The organism is Flavivirga amylovorans, from assembly GCF_030540875.1.
Lineage (GTDB): Bacteria > Bacteroidota > Bacteroidia > Flavobacteriales > Flavobacteriaceae > Flavivirga > Flavivirga amylovorans.
Genome location: NZ_JAUOEM010000001.1, coordinates 869,099 through 884,684 on the forward strand (window position 1 = coordinate 869,099; position 15,586 = coordinate 884,684).

The 15,586-nt window shown below is 31.2% G+C and carries 17 protein-coding genes; 3 read left to right on the plus strand and 14 right to left on the minus strand.

Annotation, left to right across the window (positions count from 1 at the left end; all coding sequences use genetic code 11):
* Window positions 1-52 precede the first annotated feature (52 nt).
* Window positions 53-316, minus strand: coding sequence for a DUF2024 family protein (locus Q4Q39_RS03520; protein ID WP_303280983.1), 264 nt, complete (start codon window positions 314-316; stop codon window positions 53-55).
* A 65-nt stretch (window positions 317-381) separates the two neighbouring features.
* Window positions 382-615 carry a thioredoxin family protein gene (locus Q4Q39_RS03525; protein ID WP_303280984.1) on the minus strand — a complete coding sequence of 78 codons (234 nt, stop codon included), beginning with the start codon at window positions 613-615 and terminating at the stop codon, window positions 382-384.
* A gap of 277 nt (window positions 616-892) precedes the next feature.
* On the opposite strand from Q4Q39_RS03525, the gene Q4Q39_RS03530 reads away from it, so the two are divergent.
* The gene (locus tag Q4Q39_RS03530) at window positions 893-1,654 is read left to right on the plus strand and encodes an SDR family NAD(P)-dependent oxidoreductase (RefSeq protein ID WP_303280985.1); all 762 of its coding nucleotides are present in this window, start codon (window positions 893-895) and stop codon (window positions 1,652-1,654) included.
* Window positions 1,655-1,669: 15 nt separating this feature from the next.
* On the plus strand, window positions 1,670-2,584 hold the full coding sequence (locus tag Q4Q39_RS03535) for a helix-turn-helix domain-containing protein (protein WP_303280986.1): 915 nt from the start codon (window positions 1,670-1,672) through the stop codon (window positions 2,582-2,584).
* Window positions 2,585-2,929: 345 nt separating this feature from the next.
* Here Q4Q39_RS03535 and Q4Q39_RS03540 read toward each other — a convergent pair whose 3' ends face one another.
* The 10 genes from Q4Q39_RS03540 to pepT form a co-directional block, all read right to left on the minus strand.
* Window positions 2,930-3,523, minus strand: a complete 594-nt coding sequence (locus Q4Q39_RS03540) for a hypothetical protein (protein ID WP_303280987.1) — start codon at window positions 3,521-3,523, stop codon at window positions 2,930-2,932.
* 127 nt (window positions 3,524-3,650) lie between these two features.
* Complete coding sequence (locus tag Q4Q39_RS03545) at window positions 3,651-4,523, minus strand: class I SAM-dependent methyltransferase (protein WP_303280988.1); 873 nt, start codon at window positions 4,521-4,523, stop codon at window positions 3,651-3,653.
* Between the two features lie 129 nt (window positions 4,524-4,652).
* Entirely contained in the window at window positions 4,653-5,645 is a 993-nt protein-coding gene (gene lpxD / locus Q4Q39_RS03550) for a UDP-3-O-(3-hydroxymyristoyl)glucosamine N-acyltransferase (RefSeq protein ID WP_303280989.1), read from the minus strand.
* 398 nt (window positions 5,646-6,043) lie between these two features.
* On the minus strand, window positions 6,044-6,499 hold the full coding sequence (locus Q4Q39_RS03555; protein WP_303280990.1) for a carboxymuconolactone decarboxylase family protein: 456 nt from the start codon (window positions 6,497-6,499) through the stop codon (window positions 6,044-6,046).
* Window positions 6,500-6,581: 82 nt separating this feature from the next.
* Window positions 6,582-7,151: a Crp/Fnr family transcriptional regulator gene (locus Q4Q39_RS03560; RefSeq protein WP_303280991.1), complete on the minus strand. Its 570-nt coding sequence runs from the start codon at window positions 7,149-7,151 to the stop codon at window positions 6,582-6,584.
* 2 nt (window positions 7,152-7,153) lie between these two features.
* Window positions 7,154-8,326, minus strand: a complete 1,173-nt coding sequence (locus Q4Q39_RS03565) for an LETM1-related biofilm-associated protein (RefSeq protein ID WP_303280992.1) — start codon at window positions 8,324-8,326, stop codon at window positions 7,154-7,156.
* A gap of 151 nt (window positions 8,327-8,477) precedes the next feature.
* Window positions 8,478-8,696: a hypothetical protein gene (locus tag Q4Q39_RS03570; RefSeq protein WP_303280993.1), complete on the minus strand. Its 219-nt coding sequence runs from the start codon at window positions 8,694-8,696 to the stop codon at window positions 8,478-8,480.
* 24 nt (window positions 8,697-8,720) lie between these two features.
* Window positions 8,721-9,125, minus strand: a complete 405-nt coding sequence (locus Q4Q39_RS03575) for a hypothetical protein (RefSeq protein WP_303280994.1) — start codon at window positions 9,123-9,125, stop codon at window positions 8,721-8,723.
* Window positions 9,122-9,670 (minus strand): RNA polymerase sigma factor, encoded by a 549-nt coding sequence (locus Q4Q39_RS03580; protein ID WP_303280995.1) that lies wholly within the window; start codon window positions 9,668-9,670, stop codon window positions 9,122-9,124. Before Q4Q39_RS03580 ends, Q4Q39_RS03575 begins: the two co-directional genes overlap by 4 nt.
* Before the next feature lie 243 nt (window positions 9,671-9,913).
* A complete protein-coding gene (gene pepT / locus Q4Q39_RS03585; RefSeq protein ID WP_303280996.1) occupies window positions 9,914-11,152 on the minus strand; it encodes a peptidase T in 1,239 nt (412 codons plus the stop codon).
* Window positions 11,153-11,291: 139 nt separating this feature from the next.
* Here pepT and Q4Q39_RS03590 point away from each other — a divergent pair, with 139 nt between their 5' ends.
* On the plus strand, window positions 11,292-12,323 hold the full coding sequence (locus tag Q4Q39_RS03590) for a quinone-dependent dihydroorotate dehydrogenase (protein ID WP_303280997.1): 1,032 nt from the start codon (window positions 11,292-11,294) through the stop codon (window positions 12,321-12,323).
* A 150-nt stretch (window positions 12,324-12,473) separates the two neighbouring features.
* Here Q4Q39_RS03590 and Q4Q39_RS03595 read toward each other — a convergent pair whose 3' ends face one another.
* A complete protein-coding gene (locus Q4Q39_RS03595) occupies window positions 12,474-14,417 on the minus strand; it encodes a T9SS-dependent choice-of-anchor J family protein (protein ID WP_303280998.1) in 1,944 nt (647 codons plus the stop codon).
* 107 nt (window positions 14,418-14,524) lie between these two features.
* A complete protein-coding gene (locus Q4Q39_RS03600; RefSeq protein WP_303280999.1) occupies window positions 14,525-15,481 on the minus strand; it encodes a T9SS type A sorting domain-containing protein in 957 nt (318 codons plus the stop codon).
* Between the last annotated feature and the right edge of the window lie 105 nt (window positions 15,482-15,586).

Here is a 15,586-nt window from a genome sequence, read left to right on the forward strand (position 1 = left end):
TAAAGCCTGTCGATTATTTGTTTAATAGGCAAAGTTAGTAATCCTAATTAAATTAACTACAATTTTCCATTTCTATAATGGCATAGCCTTTTTCGGTAACAGCAGCAATTATTTCATCTGTTGCCTGTTCAATATGACAAAAACGACATTCATTTACAGTTAATTCTTTAACTTTAAAAGGTTTACTTTCAAGATAATGTGTACCATATTTAAATATGACTTGTTCATCAGTTAAACTATCTGGTACTAAAATGTCGAAATGCATAATAGTTCCATCTTCTTTTTTTACATAAGTGTCCCAAACTGAAATCTTCATTTAAAATTGTTTTTATATAGTTAGGATTCTTTTAAATTAGGAATCCTAACTATATATATTAAAAATTAGCCTTTTACATCGCTCATTGAAGCTCCAAAATTTATATGCAATGTGTTACCATTTGGGGTAACTAGTGCTGGTACAGATTTAACGCCAGCATTTTCAGCTTCTTTAATCCTTGCTTTGTTTTCTCCAATGTTAACTATTTCAACATTTTCAGCTCCTACTAAATTAATAATGTCATGTTCTGCACTTACACAAACAGAACATCCTGCGTGATAAAAAATTGATTTACTCATTTGTTTATTTTTAGAGTTTATTGCAAAATTGCTTTGCAAATATAGTAAGGAATCCTAACTAATTAAAATAATTCATGGTTTTTTATTAATATTATTGTGTCTTTTAGATTGAAATGTGACCTAATGTATTGTTAACAATAAGTTTATAGCGTTTTAATTTTCTATAAAATTTTTTCGTAGATTATTTTAATCTATAATCTGGCTACAGTATTCTCGAATTTGACTACAAATGGTTTTTTGTTTATACTGAACTTTGTTGAAACAAAAATTATTAAAAATGAAACAAAGTAAAATTGCATTGGTAACAGGAGGTAGTAGAGGTTTAGGTAGAGATATGGCTATAAATATATCTAAAAAGGGCATTGATGTTATTATTACCTATAAAACCAATAAGGAATCGGCAGACAAGGTTGTTCGTGAGATTGAAAGACATGGTCAAAAAGCAAAAGCTTTTCAATTAGATACGAGTAATACAAAAGTGTTTGAAGATTTTTTTAATCGAGTATCTTCATACTTGACTAGCGAATATGGAAGTCCAAATTTTGATTTTATAATAAACAATGCTGGTACTGGATTGAACCAGCTCATTATTGATACGAGCGAAGATCAATTTGATGAGATGTTAAATATTCATTTTAAAGGGGTATATTTCTTAACGCAAAAAGGGTTGCCATATATTAATGATAAAGGTCGCATTATTAATATATCGTCAGGTTTAACAAGGTTTTCTTTTCCTGGTTCATCGGTTTATGCTTGTATGAAAGGGGCTGTTGAAGTTTTTACCAGATATCTGGCAAAAGAATTAGGATCTAGAAAGATTACCTCTAATGTTATTGCTCCAGGAGCTATTGCTACAGATTTTGGAGGAGGAACAAACAGAGATAATCAAGAAAAAAGACAAATTATTGCTAATATTACAGCTTTAGGTAAGGTTGGGGAAGCCGAAGATATTGGCGGCGTTGTGGCTTTCCTTTGTACAGAAGAAGCACAATGGGTTAATGGACAGCGTATCGAAGTTTCTGGAGGTATGTTGTTATAAATTCAAAAAGTATAAATGAAAAACAAGATCCGTAAGATTGAAACCATAAGTGATTTTCATAAAATCAGGGGATTGTCTAGTCCACTACACCCTTTAGTCAGTTTAGTTGATTATGGTCTTTCTAAAATACTACCTGAGCATATTGGCGAACATTGGAATTTTGATTTTTACTCTATTGGTGTAAAAAGAAATGTGGGAACTATTAGATACGGTCAACAAAAATATGATTTTGATGAGGGCTTGATGTCTTTTATATCACCAGGGCAAATATTGAGTATTGAACCTAATACTAAAGCCAATTTGAAACCATCAGGTTGGCTACTTCTTATACATCCAGATTTTTTTTGGAATTCTTCGCTTTCAAAAACAATTAAGCAATATGATTTTTTTGATTACTCTATAAATGAAGCCCTTTTTATGTCTGAAAAAGAAGAAGCCGTTATTGAGGGTATTTTCCAAAACATTAAGCAGGAAATAGAAAATAATATTGACAATTTTAGTCAGAATATTATCATAGCACAAATTGAGTTATTACTCAATTATGCCCAACGATTTTATCAACGTCAATTCATTACTAGGAAAAAAACCAGTCATTATAAATTAAATGACGTTGAAGCATTACTTAATGAGTATTTTAATGGTGAAGAGGTTATAAATAAAGGTTTGCCAACGGTTCAATACATTGCTAATACCTTAAATATGTCTCCTGGTTATTTAAGTAGTTTACTCAAAAGTTTAACGGGGCAAACGACACAACAACATATACACGATAAATTAATAGAAAAAGCAAAAGAAAAATTATCGACTACAAATTTATCAGTTAGTGAAATTGCTTATGAGTTGGGATTTGAACATTCTCAATCTTTCAGTAAATTATTTAAAACGAAAACCAATGTTTCACCTTTAAAGTTTCGAGCTTCATTTAATTGAGTTAAATAACGTTAGTTTGAAATATTATAAATTGATAATCAAGTTCTTAAAAGGTTTTAAAGAAGAAATCTAAAGGAGAGCAGTCGAAGGGCTCATGTTTCGCTCCGTCAATGGTAAATAGTTGTATTTCATTGGATTATATAAGATGTTTTTAATAAAGTTTACGTCGACTCAGGTTAAATAAAAACTGAACTGAAAGCCATTTTGCTACCTCGAATGCTCTTCTTTACTAAAAGGCTTGTAAGGGTTGGCTGCAGGAGTAGGAAAGAAAGTAGGGTCAAAACTATCTAATACCACTACGGTAGATGTGTTAAGGTCTATTTGTAAACGATATTCTTCAATAAGTTAATTGAAGTATTTAGAATCTATGAGCTCATGATCCATTTTTTGGATCACCATGTTATATACATGTCTTTTTTCATGACATGCTGTGATTGAAATAAGATAATTTTTAGTTAATTCCGATATTCCTTTTGAAGAGAAGTATTTAATGTCTTCTATCTTACTTGTAAGTAATAAATTATTTATTTTTTCTAGTATTATATCGTGATCTTTTAAAAGTATGTGGTGAGAATAGGAGTTTTGCAAACGATAAAGGTGCATTACTAAATCTGTATATTTTATTTTACGACCTACTTCAAACTCAATACCGCCATCTGGTGTTCTTATAACAGAGGGATCTTCCCATCCTATACCAATATTTGCAATCACAGAATTGAGCTCACCTTGCTTGTAAGCCCCAGGATTAATTAAAAAAGTAATTTCATTATAAGTATAATAGTCTTTTTTAGAAAGGATTCTATTTTTGAGACGAACACTTGTTAATTGATCAAGAGGAAACCCATTGTTTCTTAGTTTTTTAGCAATTTTAGTAATAAAGTCTTGTTCTAAAACAGTGTATTCTGAAATTGCAGGGTTCAAACCTCTAACGATATTCATAGGTGCGTTTTTTTGATAGTTTTTTCCACTAAAGAAAAGCATAAAAATAAAAAATACAGGTATTAATCTAAATGAGTTCAATATGCATTTCATAAGATCTTTAAAGTATTTATACTGTATACAGTAATTATTTTTTTCTTAGCCACAGATTTCCACCAGTACATTTATAAGTTAGTGGCATATTCTTAAACGCGTCTTTAAAGTGTTCATGAATATAATGCGAAAAAAGTAATATCTCAAAATCATTATTATAACTCAAAAATGCTCTTAAAAGATAATCTTCATTCCAATTTCGGCCTCTTGTAATCCATTCTTTTGGATACTCAAAAGGATAAAAAACATCATGAAAGTGAATTATGACACCAGATTTTAAGCTGGGTAAAATGTTGAAAAGCTCAAAATTTACGTCACTACCTGCTTTTGAGACGTGGCTACTATCTATAAACAAAATGTCATTTACTTCTAACTCGTTAAATACTTCAATAGGTACCTTTTGAACCTTACTTTTATAAATTTTACACGAGTTTTTATCATGGTCTTTTAAAAGGCTATTCAGTAATTTTGGATACGGTTCAATGAAAGTATAATTTGTATCCATTTTAAAGATGTCTTTTGTATCAAGCATTAATGCAGATGAGAATCCTGAACCAATTTCTATAACATTTTTAGGGTTAAAATGCCTAATAAATGAATAGAGCATGATCGCATCAGTATATCCATAAGAGTTATTGCCGAGACAGTATCTTTTTTCAGGAGATGCTTCTTCTTCAAAGGGCATCTCATCATAATATTTTTCAAATTCCTTTATTAAGGAAATCTGTTTTTCAGAATTTAAATTGATTCCAGGTAATGTTTTATTCTCAGCTTCTTCCCATATATGCTCTTCGAGTTCTAAAAATTCTTTTTTAGAGATGATTGGGGAGTAAAAATGCCCTAGAGGGTAACGATTAAGTGGCTTATACTTTATACTCTTAATTAGTAAATAAATTTGATTTATCATTTATAACGCTTTTTAAATTACCTTTATTCTTAGTTGCTGTCAATAATTGATAAGGGGGGGGATGGAATACTTCTTATATAGAATATAACATTGTATAATCTATTTTCAGTAGATATAAAAGTATTAAAGTCACTTTTTGGCTAGCCTACGCATAGCTACCCATTGCTTCAACATGTCTCTGGCATCTTGCGCAGGATACCCTAAAACGGTTTCTCCTGCTTTTACATTATTCATAACACCAGAACCAGCTCCAACGGTAGCTCCAGATTCTATAGTAGTATGATCTTTGATAGAAGCGCTACCTCCAATAATAACGCCGTCTCCTAAAGTTACAGAACCAGCAAGTCCGCTATGTCCAGCCATGATGCAAAAACGTCCCATAACACTATTATGGGCTATTTGTACTAGGTTATCTATTTTACAACCATCACCAACAATGGTTGCACTAAATTTAGCACGGTCTACACAGGAATTTGCGCCAATTTCAACATAATGGCCTATAATAACATTTCCAATTTGTGGTATTTTAACAAGACCGTGACCGTCGTCACTTGGGCGGTATCCAAAACCATCTGCACCAATACTTACATTAGTGTGGAAAATACAATGACTCCCTATAATACAACGTTCTCTGATAACTGTTCCAGACCAAGCAATGGTATTGTTTCCAATTGTTGTTTCGTCAAAAACACAAACATTAGGGTATAAAATAACACCGTCTCCAAGTTCTACATTTTTACCCACATAGCAATTGGCTCCTATTTTACAGCCTTCACCTATTTTAGCGGTTTCATGAATAACTGCTGTGGGGTGAATATCTGTTTCAAATTCTGGGGCTGGTGGATTAAAGAGCTCTAAAATTTTTGCCATGGCTAAATCGGCATTTTTAACTTTAATTAATGCGCGATTATCTCCAGGCTCTACATTTAGGTTATCGTTTACTACAGCTGCACAGGCTTTTGAATCTGCCCAATGCTTGACATATTTTGTGCTCCCTATAAAAGTTATATGATTACTATTGGCATTTTGTAGTTGTTCCGGACCTTCAATAGATTGTGTTGTGTTTCCTATTAATTTGCCTTTTAAAATGTCATTAATTTCTTTTATAGTGTAAGAGGTCATACCTGTATTTTCTAGATTAATGGTTAGTAAGGTTGTAAATCTAACAGAAAAAAAATAAAATTCACCCTTTTTTTGAAATCATATACTTATGTAAAAGAAAATATCCGATAAAAGATAATACGCATTACCTTTTATCGGATACTGGATTAAGAACTAAAAAGTATATTTTATTACTCTTAATTTAAAAATATTTTAATAATGTTTTGATTCATTGAACTCATCTTGACTTTTTGTTTTTAACCGAACCCGCCTGCCGGACGGGCAGGAATGAGATAAAATTTGTTCAGATGAGGCATTTTTTGCAAGGCATAGCAGTGCTAAGCATAAAAAAAATAACAAAATATAGGCAAATTTTAACCATTTTTTAGGAAATAGAAAAAGTCAAGATGAGTTCATTATTAATGATCTCCTACTTTATAATTTCCAGGAGTGAATAGAAACACTTTCATAAGTCTGTTCCACGTATTTATTTGTGTTATAGCCAAGGACAAGTAGCAGATTTCAGTTTTGTTAAAATGGGCTAACAAAGGTGTGTAAACTTCTTCAGGTATAGGTGAATTATTTATTTTTGTAAGTGTTTCGGCAAACTTTAATACGATTCGTTCTTTATCTGAAAAATAAGGTGTTTCTTCCCAAACACATAATGATGATAAGCGTAGTTCTGTTTCACCTGCATGTTTTAACTCTTTATAATGCATATCTACACAATAAGCGCAGCCATTTTTTTGAGAAATCCTAAGTTTAATAAGCTCGTAGAGCTTGTTTTCTAAAGGAGAATTAGATATTAAGTCTTCTATAGCTCTTAAGTTTTTAAATAGTCCTTCTGGAATATCGGTATAAGAAATTCGTTCCATAATTTGATGTTTTTTTTAATTATGAAACAAAATTAGGATAGAGAAAACCAGTAAAAATTAAGATGTCTTAAGAAATAACGATCTATTTGTTTTTCCTTAGTTCGCTTAAGTATTCAGGTGTAATATCAAGGTACGAAGCTATCATGTATTGAGGGACTCGCTGAGAAAAATCCTTAAGTTCTTTTATAAATCCGAGATACCGTTCTTTACTAGTCATTTTAAGAAAATGTTCATTTTTACGATCTATGGCAATAACCATTTTTTCGGTTATTATCCTAAACAAACGTTCTAGTTTAGGTATCGTAATAAATGCCTTTTCTAGATTAGCTTTGCTAATAGTAAGTAGTGTTGTTTCTTCAAGTGCTTGAATATATAGAAGAGAAGGTTGCTCGGTAACAAAGCTTTCCATATTGGTCATCCACCAGTTTTCTATACCAAAATGGTGGATGTTTTCATTCCCTTTTTTATCAATCTCAAAAATACGTATTAACCCTTTTGTAATGAAGAATTTAATTTTACAGACCTCGCCTTCTTTTAAGATGAATTCTTTTTTTTGAAAGACTTGTGGTTTAAGATAGGTATAAAATAAGTCTATTTCTTCTTCAGAAAATGAGACATAACGATTTAAGTAAGTTTGAATTTGCTTTTTCATAATTAATCATCGATCCTATTATCATCAAAAGCAGAAGGTAATAGTTTAGGGATGAATTTAACTACTAAAGGCAACAACAATGCACCACCAGGAAGTATAAATATGGCAAGACTTGGTATGGATTTGAAAATATCCAATAACTGTTCTTGTACTTTTTTTTGTTCCTCGTTGGTTAAATCCCGAACTGTAGATTGCGATAATAAAATCATAAGTTCTTTACTGTCCTTAAGTTCTTGGTACAAGCGTTTACTATTTCTTGTAATTAACTTATTTACCATTTTACTAGAGTTATTGTAAAAACTTTGCACAATATTTTTTGAACTTAAAAGTGCTATATTGTCTTTGTTGGACTTATAAAAATGGTTTACAGCATCTATAGATTGACTAATACGCGACGTATGAAGACTTAAATCGGTACCTAACCGAAATAAAAATTTTTGTTCATTGTCATCAATAGTTCTATCTCCCCAAGTTGCCATACATGCTAAGTCTAAAATATAGTACTTCTCCTGTTTCGTTTTAATAATTTCAACAGCTTTTTTATAGTTAACATGAATGTTGTCTTTAAATCGTAGCGAAGATTCAAAGAGCTTTATTAAACTTTCGTCGTATTGATTTTTTATAGTTTTAGAGTTTAAAACATCTAAAGAAATAGTTTCAATTGCAGCTTCTAAATTTCTAATGTAATCAATTGAAATGGTATCGTTTTTTAAGAATTCCTGATAAGCCAGAACATCAATAAAAAGTAAAGCATTTATAATAAAATAATTAAAGTTCTTAGTAAGTACATTAGCATCTATTTGTACTCGTTTATGAATTATTTTTTCGAGTTGTTCACTAGACTTTTTTTCGCCTAATAACTCCTGAAAGAATGAAATTTTAAGTTCATTTATATCTGTGTAAAAGTTTATGACACTATCAATAAATGGTATTTTAGACTTTGAATTTTTATGAGTGTATAATAATGTTAAAAGTAAATTTGTTTTACAAAGTTCTTCTTCTGTAAGGTCTTTTTTAGCAACTATATTTTCAACTATATCTAAATTACTTCCATATATGAAACCACAATTTCTTAGGGCATTATAAAAGGTCTCTTCATTGAAATTAAAGATAGTATCCTTTTTTTCAATCTCCTTTAGTAGCTTTTTTGTCCAACCTTGCGCAGACGGATTCATAGTATCCTTTTTTTATTTAATGTAAATGTACTGCTTTAAGCAATTAATTTACAAATTTCCATCTGAACATCATTTTACCTAACCATTAATTTTTTTATATAGGTGTTATTATAGTAATAATCATTTGGCCTTGCCGTTGGCAATTGGATGTTTAATAGGTTAGTGTTTTGATATAAAAACCGTGTATTTGAACCATATTAATGATGTCGGCTTCTGTAATATTGGTGGTCGCTTCAATTCTAAGGACATTGTCAATGTCTTCAATATCTACAGACCATTTTAAAATATCAGAATGCTTATTAAATACCGATTTTAAAGCTTTTACTTTTTTCTTTGACTTAATATCTGTTTCAAAGATTAATAGATGCATAATAGAGTATTAAAATAATAAAATTTAAAATGATTCTGATTCGTTAGTTTGTATTGGGTTTGTTTTTCGTTCGAGATATTGTTTATAAAGAATATCGCCTTCTTCTTCCCAAAATTCATCATAATGTTTCCATTTTGAAAAATCACTTTTTGAATTATCATCACATTTTCGTTTCGAGCTTTTAGATGATTTTCCACCGCCTCCACAGCCTCCAAGCAATAATTTTAGGAATATAAATAACCCTACAGCCTGCCAATACGTAAGTGTGGTAAGTCCGAAAATCTCTGGCATAAGCCAATTCCATAGCCACATAATTACAAAGCCAAATAGAATAGCTAAACCGGTAATGGCTATAGCTCCAAAGATTATTATTCCAGCAATCTCTATTGGAGATTTTTCTCTGAATTTATGAGTGAAGTAATTTTTCATGATATGTCGTTTTTATATTTGTTAATTTCTGATTCTAATTTTTTATATAACATGCCTATGGCTCTATGCCTTCGGGACATGAGTGTGCCTTCTGGAATTCTGGTTTCTTTAGAAATTTCTTTATATGTGTAACCTTCAAAATCTACCGCAATAATAATATCTCTATATCCTGGCTTAAGTTGTTTAATACTCTTTTTTAAAAGAGGAATCATTTCCTCTGAAGTATGATTATCGGTCGATTGATGAATCATTTCAGCCAGATTTGAAAACTCACTATCAATCTCTATTTGCTCTGTTTGTTTAGTTGTTCGCATAATATCAATTATTTTATTTCTAATTGACCTATAAACAAAACCAGCTACATTGTTGATAGGGGCATATCTATCGGCTCCTGAGAATAACTTTAAAGCGACATCCTGAATAATATCTTCAGCACTACGACTGGCAGTATCCTTTATTCTGTTATTTACATAAATTTTCAGAGATCGGTATTCTCTACCAAAAAAATCATTAAGTTTTTTACTGTTTTCAGATTCTGAATTCATTTAACCATTTATAGAGGGTCTTTGGTTAAAAAGACGATACTTTTTAAATCTATTGCATTTTTATTTAAAAATACAATATTTAAATGCATAGTTGTGCATGAAAGAACCAGGTATATTGTTCTAAAACACGAATAGGTAATCGTGTATAGGTGAGACTACAAGATGTTGTTGTTTAATTACTAAATCGTTTAATAGATCAGAAATATTTTCTGATTTTGAATTGATAATGATTAAATGTGTTTTCTACTTCTCTAAAGCCGTTAACTCAGCAATTTTACAAATCACTTCCGTTGCTTTAATCATACTTTCAACAGGTACATATTCATAACGTCCATGAAAGTTATGTCCACCAGCAAATATATTCGGACAAGGTAAACCCATATAGCTTAATTGTGAGCCATCTGTACCTCCACGAATAGCTTTGATAAGTGGTTTGATGCCAAGTTGTATCATGGCTTTTTCTGCAATATCTACAATATGCATCACGGGCTCGACTTTTTCTTTCATATTGAAATATTGATCTTTAATTTCGGTAGTAATGACTTCCCGTTCGTATTGCGAATTTAATTCGTTAGTTAGCTTTTGCATCACCTCTTTACGAGCTTCAAAATGACCTTTATCGTGATCACGAATAATATATTCTAAAACAGTTTCTTCAACATGTCCTTTCATGCTATGTAAATGAAAAAAGCCTTCATAGCCTTCTGTATGTTCTGGCGTTTCTAAACGTGGCAGAGAATTAATGAATTCTTGCGCGATGTACATAGAATTTATCATTTTACCTTTTGCATATCCGGGATGTACAATTTTACCTTTTATTTTTACTACGGCTCCAGCAGCGTTAAAGTTTTCGTATTCTAATTCGCCTATTTGACTACCATCCATAGTGTAAGCCCAGTCTGCACCAAATTTTTTAACATCAAATTTATGGGCTCCTCTACCTATTTCTTCATCGGGAGTAAAACCGACTCTTATTTTACCATGTTTAATTTCTGGATGATTCACTAAATATTCCATAGCCGAAACAATTTCGCAAATCCCAGCTTTATCATCGGCTCCTAAAAGGGTAGTACCGTCTGTTGTTATTAAAGTTTGACCTTTGTACAATAGTAAATCTTCAAAATAGTCTGGTGATAATACAATGTTTTCAGTATCATTTAAAACAATATCATTGCCATCATAATTTTCAATAACCTGAGGTTTTACATTAGCTCCTGTAAAATCTGGCGAGGTGTCAAAATGCGAAATAAATCCAATGGTTGGAACATCATGATCTACATTGCTTGGTAGAGTTGCCATGATATAGGCATTTTGATCAATACTAACATCTGTCATCCCAATACTTTTAAGTTCTTCGGCTAGTTTATTGGCCAAATCCCATTGTTTTTTTGTGCTAGGTGTTGTATTTGATGTTGGATCGGATTCTGTATCAATAGTAACGTAACTTACAAAACGTTTTATGATGTTTTCTTTTGAAATCATTTTTAAATAAAATTTAGCATGGTTTTGGTTAAATAATCAAATGCTTATTATATGGGTTTAAAAATACGATTATTAATTTTTTTTGCTTTTGAATTGTTAAATTTTTTATTTAGGAGTATTTTTGCATAAATAATACTGAATGTATAAATTACTACTTCGCCCTCTATTTTTTTTATTTGACCCAGAAAGGATTCATCATTTCACTTTTTTTCTAATAAAATTCACCTCTAAAATTCCTGGCTTAGCAGCTATTTTTAGAAGCTTATATGCACTCGAAAATGTAAAATTAGAGCGATACTTATTCGGATTAACATTTAAAAATCCCGTGGGTTTAGCTGCTGGCTTTGATAAAAATGCAGTGTTGTACAACGAACTTGCTAATTTTGGTTTTGGTTTTATTGAAATTGGCACGGTAACACCTAAAGGGCAAGCAGGAAACCCTAAGAAGAGATTGTTTAGGTTAAAAGATGATCAAGGAATTATTAACCGTATGGGATTTAATAATGAGGGGTTGGAAGCGGCTATTTCTCAATTAAAAAAGAACAAAGGCAAATTGATTATTGGTGGTAATATTGGAAAAAACACGAGCACAAAACCAGAAGATTACACCAAAGATTATTTAGAGTGTTTTAACGCATTACATCCTTATGTAGACTATTTTGTACTTAATGTTAGTTGCCCTAACGTTGGAAGTCATGCTAAGTTAAATGATAAGGATTATTTAGAGGAGTTGATAGGCGCAGTGCAAAATGCAAATACAGCCTTTAAAAAACAGAAACCAATTCTTCTTAAGATAGCTCCAGATTTAAATAATGGACAATTAGATGAAATTATAGCGCTTGTTGCTGAAACGAATTTAGATGGTGTTATTGCAAGTAATACATCCATGGATAGAAGCGATTTAAAAGCGTCTAAAGAATTGCTTGAAAGTATAGGTCATGGCGGTTTAAGTGGTCAACCTATAAAAGATAAAAGCACACAGGTTATAAAATATTTGTCTGATAAAAGCAATAAATCATTTCCGATAATTGGAGTAGGAGGTATACATTCGGCTAAAGATGCTCTTGAAAAAATAGATGCAGGAGCAGATTTAGTACAGGTTTATACTGGTTTTATTTACGAAGGTCCAAGCCTAATAAAACAAATTAATAAAACCTTGCTTAAAAGGTGAATTTTAGAAAATCATTCTAATGTGACTTTAATATAGGAGCTTCCAATTCACTAGTTATTAGAATAATATTTCTTAGCCTTTCTATTTTTCGTTTATTTATAGCCCAGTCTTTGTTCTTGATTCCGAAAGCGAAGCGGTCTTAAGACTTTTTTACTTAATAATTTTTTTAACAATTCTTGAATTCTTGCTACTAATAGTAATAAAGTAAGTTCCAGAAGCCAAACTACTCACATTAATTGGCTGATTTGTTAATATTCCAGATAAGAATACTTGTCCGAATACATTGGAAATTTGATAATTTAAAATGTCCTCACTATTTATATGACTAATGTATAGTGTTCCATTTTTGATTGGGTTTGGATACGTTTTTATGCTGGATAAAGTGTTGAATGTAGTTTGTTCTTTTTCTTTAGTACTAGTAATAAGAATATCATCGATAGCAATATCTCCATCCCAACTAGCACCTCTTATAGCTCTAAAACGAATTTTTATAGTTTGGTTTTTATAAGATCTCAAGTTAACAATTTTCTTTAAAAATGGATCACTTTGACTTGCTTGTTGGTTTCCATGGAGTGCTGGGATGACATCATTAATATAACCACTATCTGTTTTTATATCTACATGTAACGCTCCCACGTTTTTACCAAACATATGATATGAAAATTCCAGATTGGTATTTGATGAGGTGATATTGATACAAGGTGAAATAAATTCAGCTACGTCCCCTAATTTTGCTCCAGAGGCTTCCGCATAAATATATTTTCCTGCTCCAGTATCAGTTGTATTATCATGTAATGGCCCAGTACCATCAGTAGTTGTTTTTCCAGTATTTGAGTACCAATTATAACCGTTTTTAGAAGCATCGATAATTGTCCAACCGTTATCTCCTGCTATTTCAAAATCGTCAAAATCTTCTTGTATAGGATTGATTTCTGTACCAACTTTTATGAATTTTGAAAAGGTTTTCTTTATAGTTTTTGATTTATTAGAAACTGTAAGTGTTACATCATAAATTCCTGTTTTATAGGTATGCGAGGGGTTTTGGTTGGTGTAGTCAATAATACCATCGGAGTCGACATCCCATTGCCAATTTGTAATATTTGTACAATCATTGTTGAAATTAACGGTCAGCGTTTCTTCACATGTAGCACTAATATCTGCGCTAAAATTAGCGTTAAATGAAGGGCAGGCTAAATAGTTTTTTGTAGTTTGGTAATAGGCATACATTCTGGCAAGTTGTTGATCTGTAAAATGATTTCTACATAACTTTCTTGAATAAGACATTATGTTGCCTGTATCTGGATTGAATGTATGTCCGTTAGCATCAGTTTCTATGCCAGTAAACTCACAAAAGTTATTAATAGTATTGTAAGAAAGCATAGGATCTGCAGGTGTATCACAAATACCATCACCATCTGTGTCGCAGTTGCTACCATCAACTAACTCACTAGTCATTTTAGTATTATCGGGTCCGTGCGTATGTGTTAGAGAGAAAAAATGACCCAATTCATGAGGTAAAGAAGAATTATTAGTAGCACAGCTATTTTTCATTACAATAATATCATCATGTCGCCCAACATTATTACTATAACCACAAATACTTTCTTTAGAAGCGTTTTCCAAATAATCGGTAAAATAAATATTTATTAAGCCAGCAGTATAGTTCGTTTCTTTTAAATCATTTTCATTACCTTTTTTAAAATGACACAATACATCGTCATCTATATAATTAATACCATCACATAAGAAAAATTCCATGTAGGCATCTGCATAAATATCATTAAGGTTTTTAATAGCTTCATTTAGGTTAGAAAGACTTAGTCCTCCTTTACCATTTGAAGATCTAATTATGTGCGCTTTAATGGGAATAGAATTAACAGCTCTATGTGTATTATTTTTTCTAAGTTTGTAAGAAGTAAATACCTGTTCGTGTTTCTTAATTTGTGGCTTTATGCTGCGAATGTATTCTAAAAATTCTGGAGTTGTAACTGTACCACAACTTGTTTCTAGTTTATTCTGCCCTGAAACATAAGATGATGTCGATAAAAATATCGAGAGAAGTAAGAGGTTGGTCTTTTTGTTAAAAATATTCATCAGGGCAAAACATTTTTTTTCAAATGTATTCCTTAATGAAAAAGATGAATAATAAAAACGTTTAAACGTAAATATTATCGGTTAGATCTCAATTATATATCTAATTATTAGTTGATTACTAGTTTTTGTGATTTGCTGGAGCCGTCAATAGCTTTTAAATTTAATAGATAAATTCCTTTATTTAGGTTCGCTAGATTATTATTAATTTTTGATAATCCTTTTTTCACTTCTATTTGCTTAACCAAGCGGCCAAGTACGTTAAAAACTTTTATAGAGCTTAATTCAATACCTTGAATATTAGAAATTGTAATATCACCTTTTGTTGGATTTGGGAACACTTTTACGTTATCAATGGTATTAATTGTTTCAGTACTAAGCGTAGAATCTATATAATTAAAAGTGACGGTTCCAATTCTATGGCTCATATTACTGTTTAGACCATCGAACGGTTCTACGTTTTCTAGACTTGTTATGACCCCTTGTGGTGATGTGTCTGGGTTCGTCCCACTGTATCCATTGCCATTTTCCGTTCCTGCATCATAAGGAAATACATCTATAGTATAAGTTGTTTTCCAACCATTATTAACGGCATCATTTCCGGATCTTAAATTTTCACTATTAACGGCGACAAACCAATCGGGGCTTGGAGCTATCATAGTTGCTAAGCTTACAAAAGGGTAATCTTTGCTTATTTGAATATTCTTAGTTATGGTACCTTGAGCAGATCCAAGTCCACTACCAATAGCAAATTGATCAGCGTCAGGATTTGCTGTAACTTCAGATTGAAAAGCGCTAGTGCTACCTGTTTCTGCAATTGATTCTATTCCAGCAGATGCAGGGGCTCCCATCATTAAAATAGTATTAGCTGTTTTATGTGTAGCAATAGACAAAGCAGACCAATGTGGATTATTAGGTAAGGGGATTGTACTAATGCCATGTAATGGGTCACCAGTTGGAGTTTCCCAAAAACTTTCAAAAACAATGTTATAATTAGCGGTACTTTGAGAAAATGAAGCCAAGGAAATAAATAATATAGAAACAAAGAGGAAAGTAATTTTTTTCATGGTATGACTATTTATATCAAAGATAGTGTCGTTTAATTATATCAAAACTTACAGATTAATTAAAAAATCTTTATTTTATTGTTAATTGCTTAACTAAATTAATAG

What these genes read in the sequence shown, in the direction of transcription:
- Q4Q39_RS03520 (WP_303280983.1), bottom strand. Translation starts at nt 316, where the DNA reads ATGAAGATTTCAGTTTGGGACACTTATGTAAAAAAAGAAGATGGAACT.
- Q4Q39_RS03525 (WP_303280984.1), bottom strand. Translation starts at nt 615, where the DNA reads ATGAGTAAATCAATTTTTTATCACGCAGGATGTTCTGTTTGTGTAAGT.
- Q4Q39_RS03530 (WP_303280985.1), top strand. Translation starts at nt 893, where the DNA reads ATGAAACAAAGTAAAATTGCATTGGTAACAGGAGGTAGTAGAGGTTTA.
- Q4Q39_RS03535 (WP_303280986.1), top strand. Translation starts at nt 1,670, where the DNA reads ATGAAAAACAAGATCCGTAAGATTGAAACCATAAGTGATTTTCATAAA.
- Q4Q39_RS03540 (WP_303280987.1), bottom strand. Translation starts at nt 3,523, where the DNA reads ATGAATATCGTTAGAGGTTTGAACCCTGCAATTTCAGAATACACTGTT.
- Q4Q39_RS03545 (WP_303280988.1), bottom strand. Translation starts at nt 4,523, where the DNA reads ATGATAAATCAAATTTATTTACTAATTAAGAGTATAAAGTATAAGCCA.
- lpxD (WP_303280989.1), bottom strand. Translation starts at nt 5,645, where the DNA reads ATGACCTCTTACACTATAAAAGAAATTAATGACATTTTAAAAGGCAAA.
- Q4Q39_RS03555 (WP_303280990.1), bottom strand. Translation starts at nt 6,499, where the DNA reads ATGGAACGAATTTCTTATACCGATATTCCAGAAGGACTATTTAAAAAC.
- Q4Q39_RS03560 (WP_303280991.1), bottom strand. Translation starts at nt 7,151, where the DNA reads ATGAAAAAGCAAATTCAAACTTACTTAAATCGTTATGTCTCATTTTCT.
- Q4Q39_RS03565 (WP_303280992.1), bottom strand. Translation starts at nt 8,326, where the DNA reads ATGAATCCGTCTGCGCAAGGTTGGACAAAAAAGCTACTAAAGGAGATT.
- Q4Q39_RS03570 (WP_303280993.1), bottom strand. Translation starts at nt 8,696, where the DNA reads ATGCATCTATTAATCTTTGAAACAGATATTAAGTCAAAGAAAAAAGTA.
- Q4Q39_RS03575 (WP_303280994.1), bottom strand. Translation starts at nt 9,125, where the DNA reads ATGAAAAATTACTTCACTCATAAATTCAGAGAAAAATCTCCAATAGAG.
- Q4Q39_RS03580 (WP_303280995.1), bottom strand. Translation starts at nt 9,670, where the DNA reads ATGAATTCAGAATCTGAAAACAGTAAAAAACTTAATGATTTTTTTGGT.
- pepT (WP_303280996.1), bottom strand. Translation starts at nt 11,152, where the DNA reads ATGATTTCAAAAGAAAACATCATAAAACGTTTTGTAAGTTACGTTACT.
- Q4Q39_RS03590 (WP_303280997.1), top strand. Translation starts at nt 11,292, where the DNA reads ATGTATAAATTACTACTTCGCCCTCTATTTTTTTTATTTGACCCAGAA.
- Q4Q39_RS03595 (WP_303280998.1), bottom strand. Translation starts at nt 14,417, where the DNA reads ATGAATATTTTTAACAAAAAGACCAACCTCTTACTTCTCTCGATATTT.
- Q4Q39_RS03600 (WP_303280999.1), bottom strand. Translation starts at nt 15,481, where the DNA reads ATGAAAAAAATTACTTTCCTCTTTGTTTCTATATTATTTATTTCCTTG.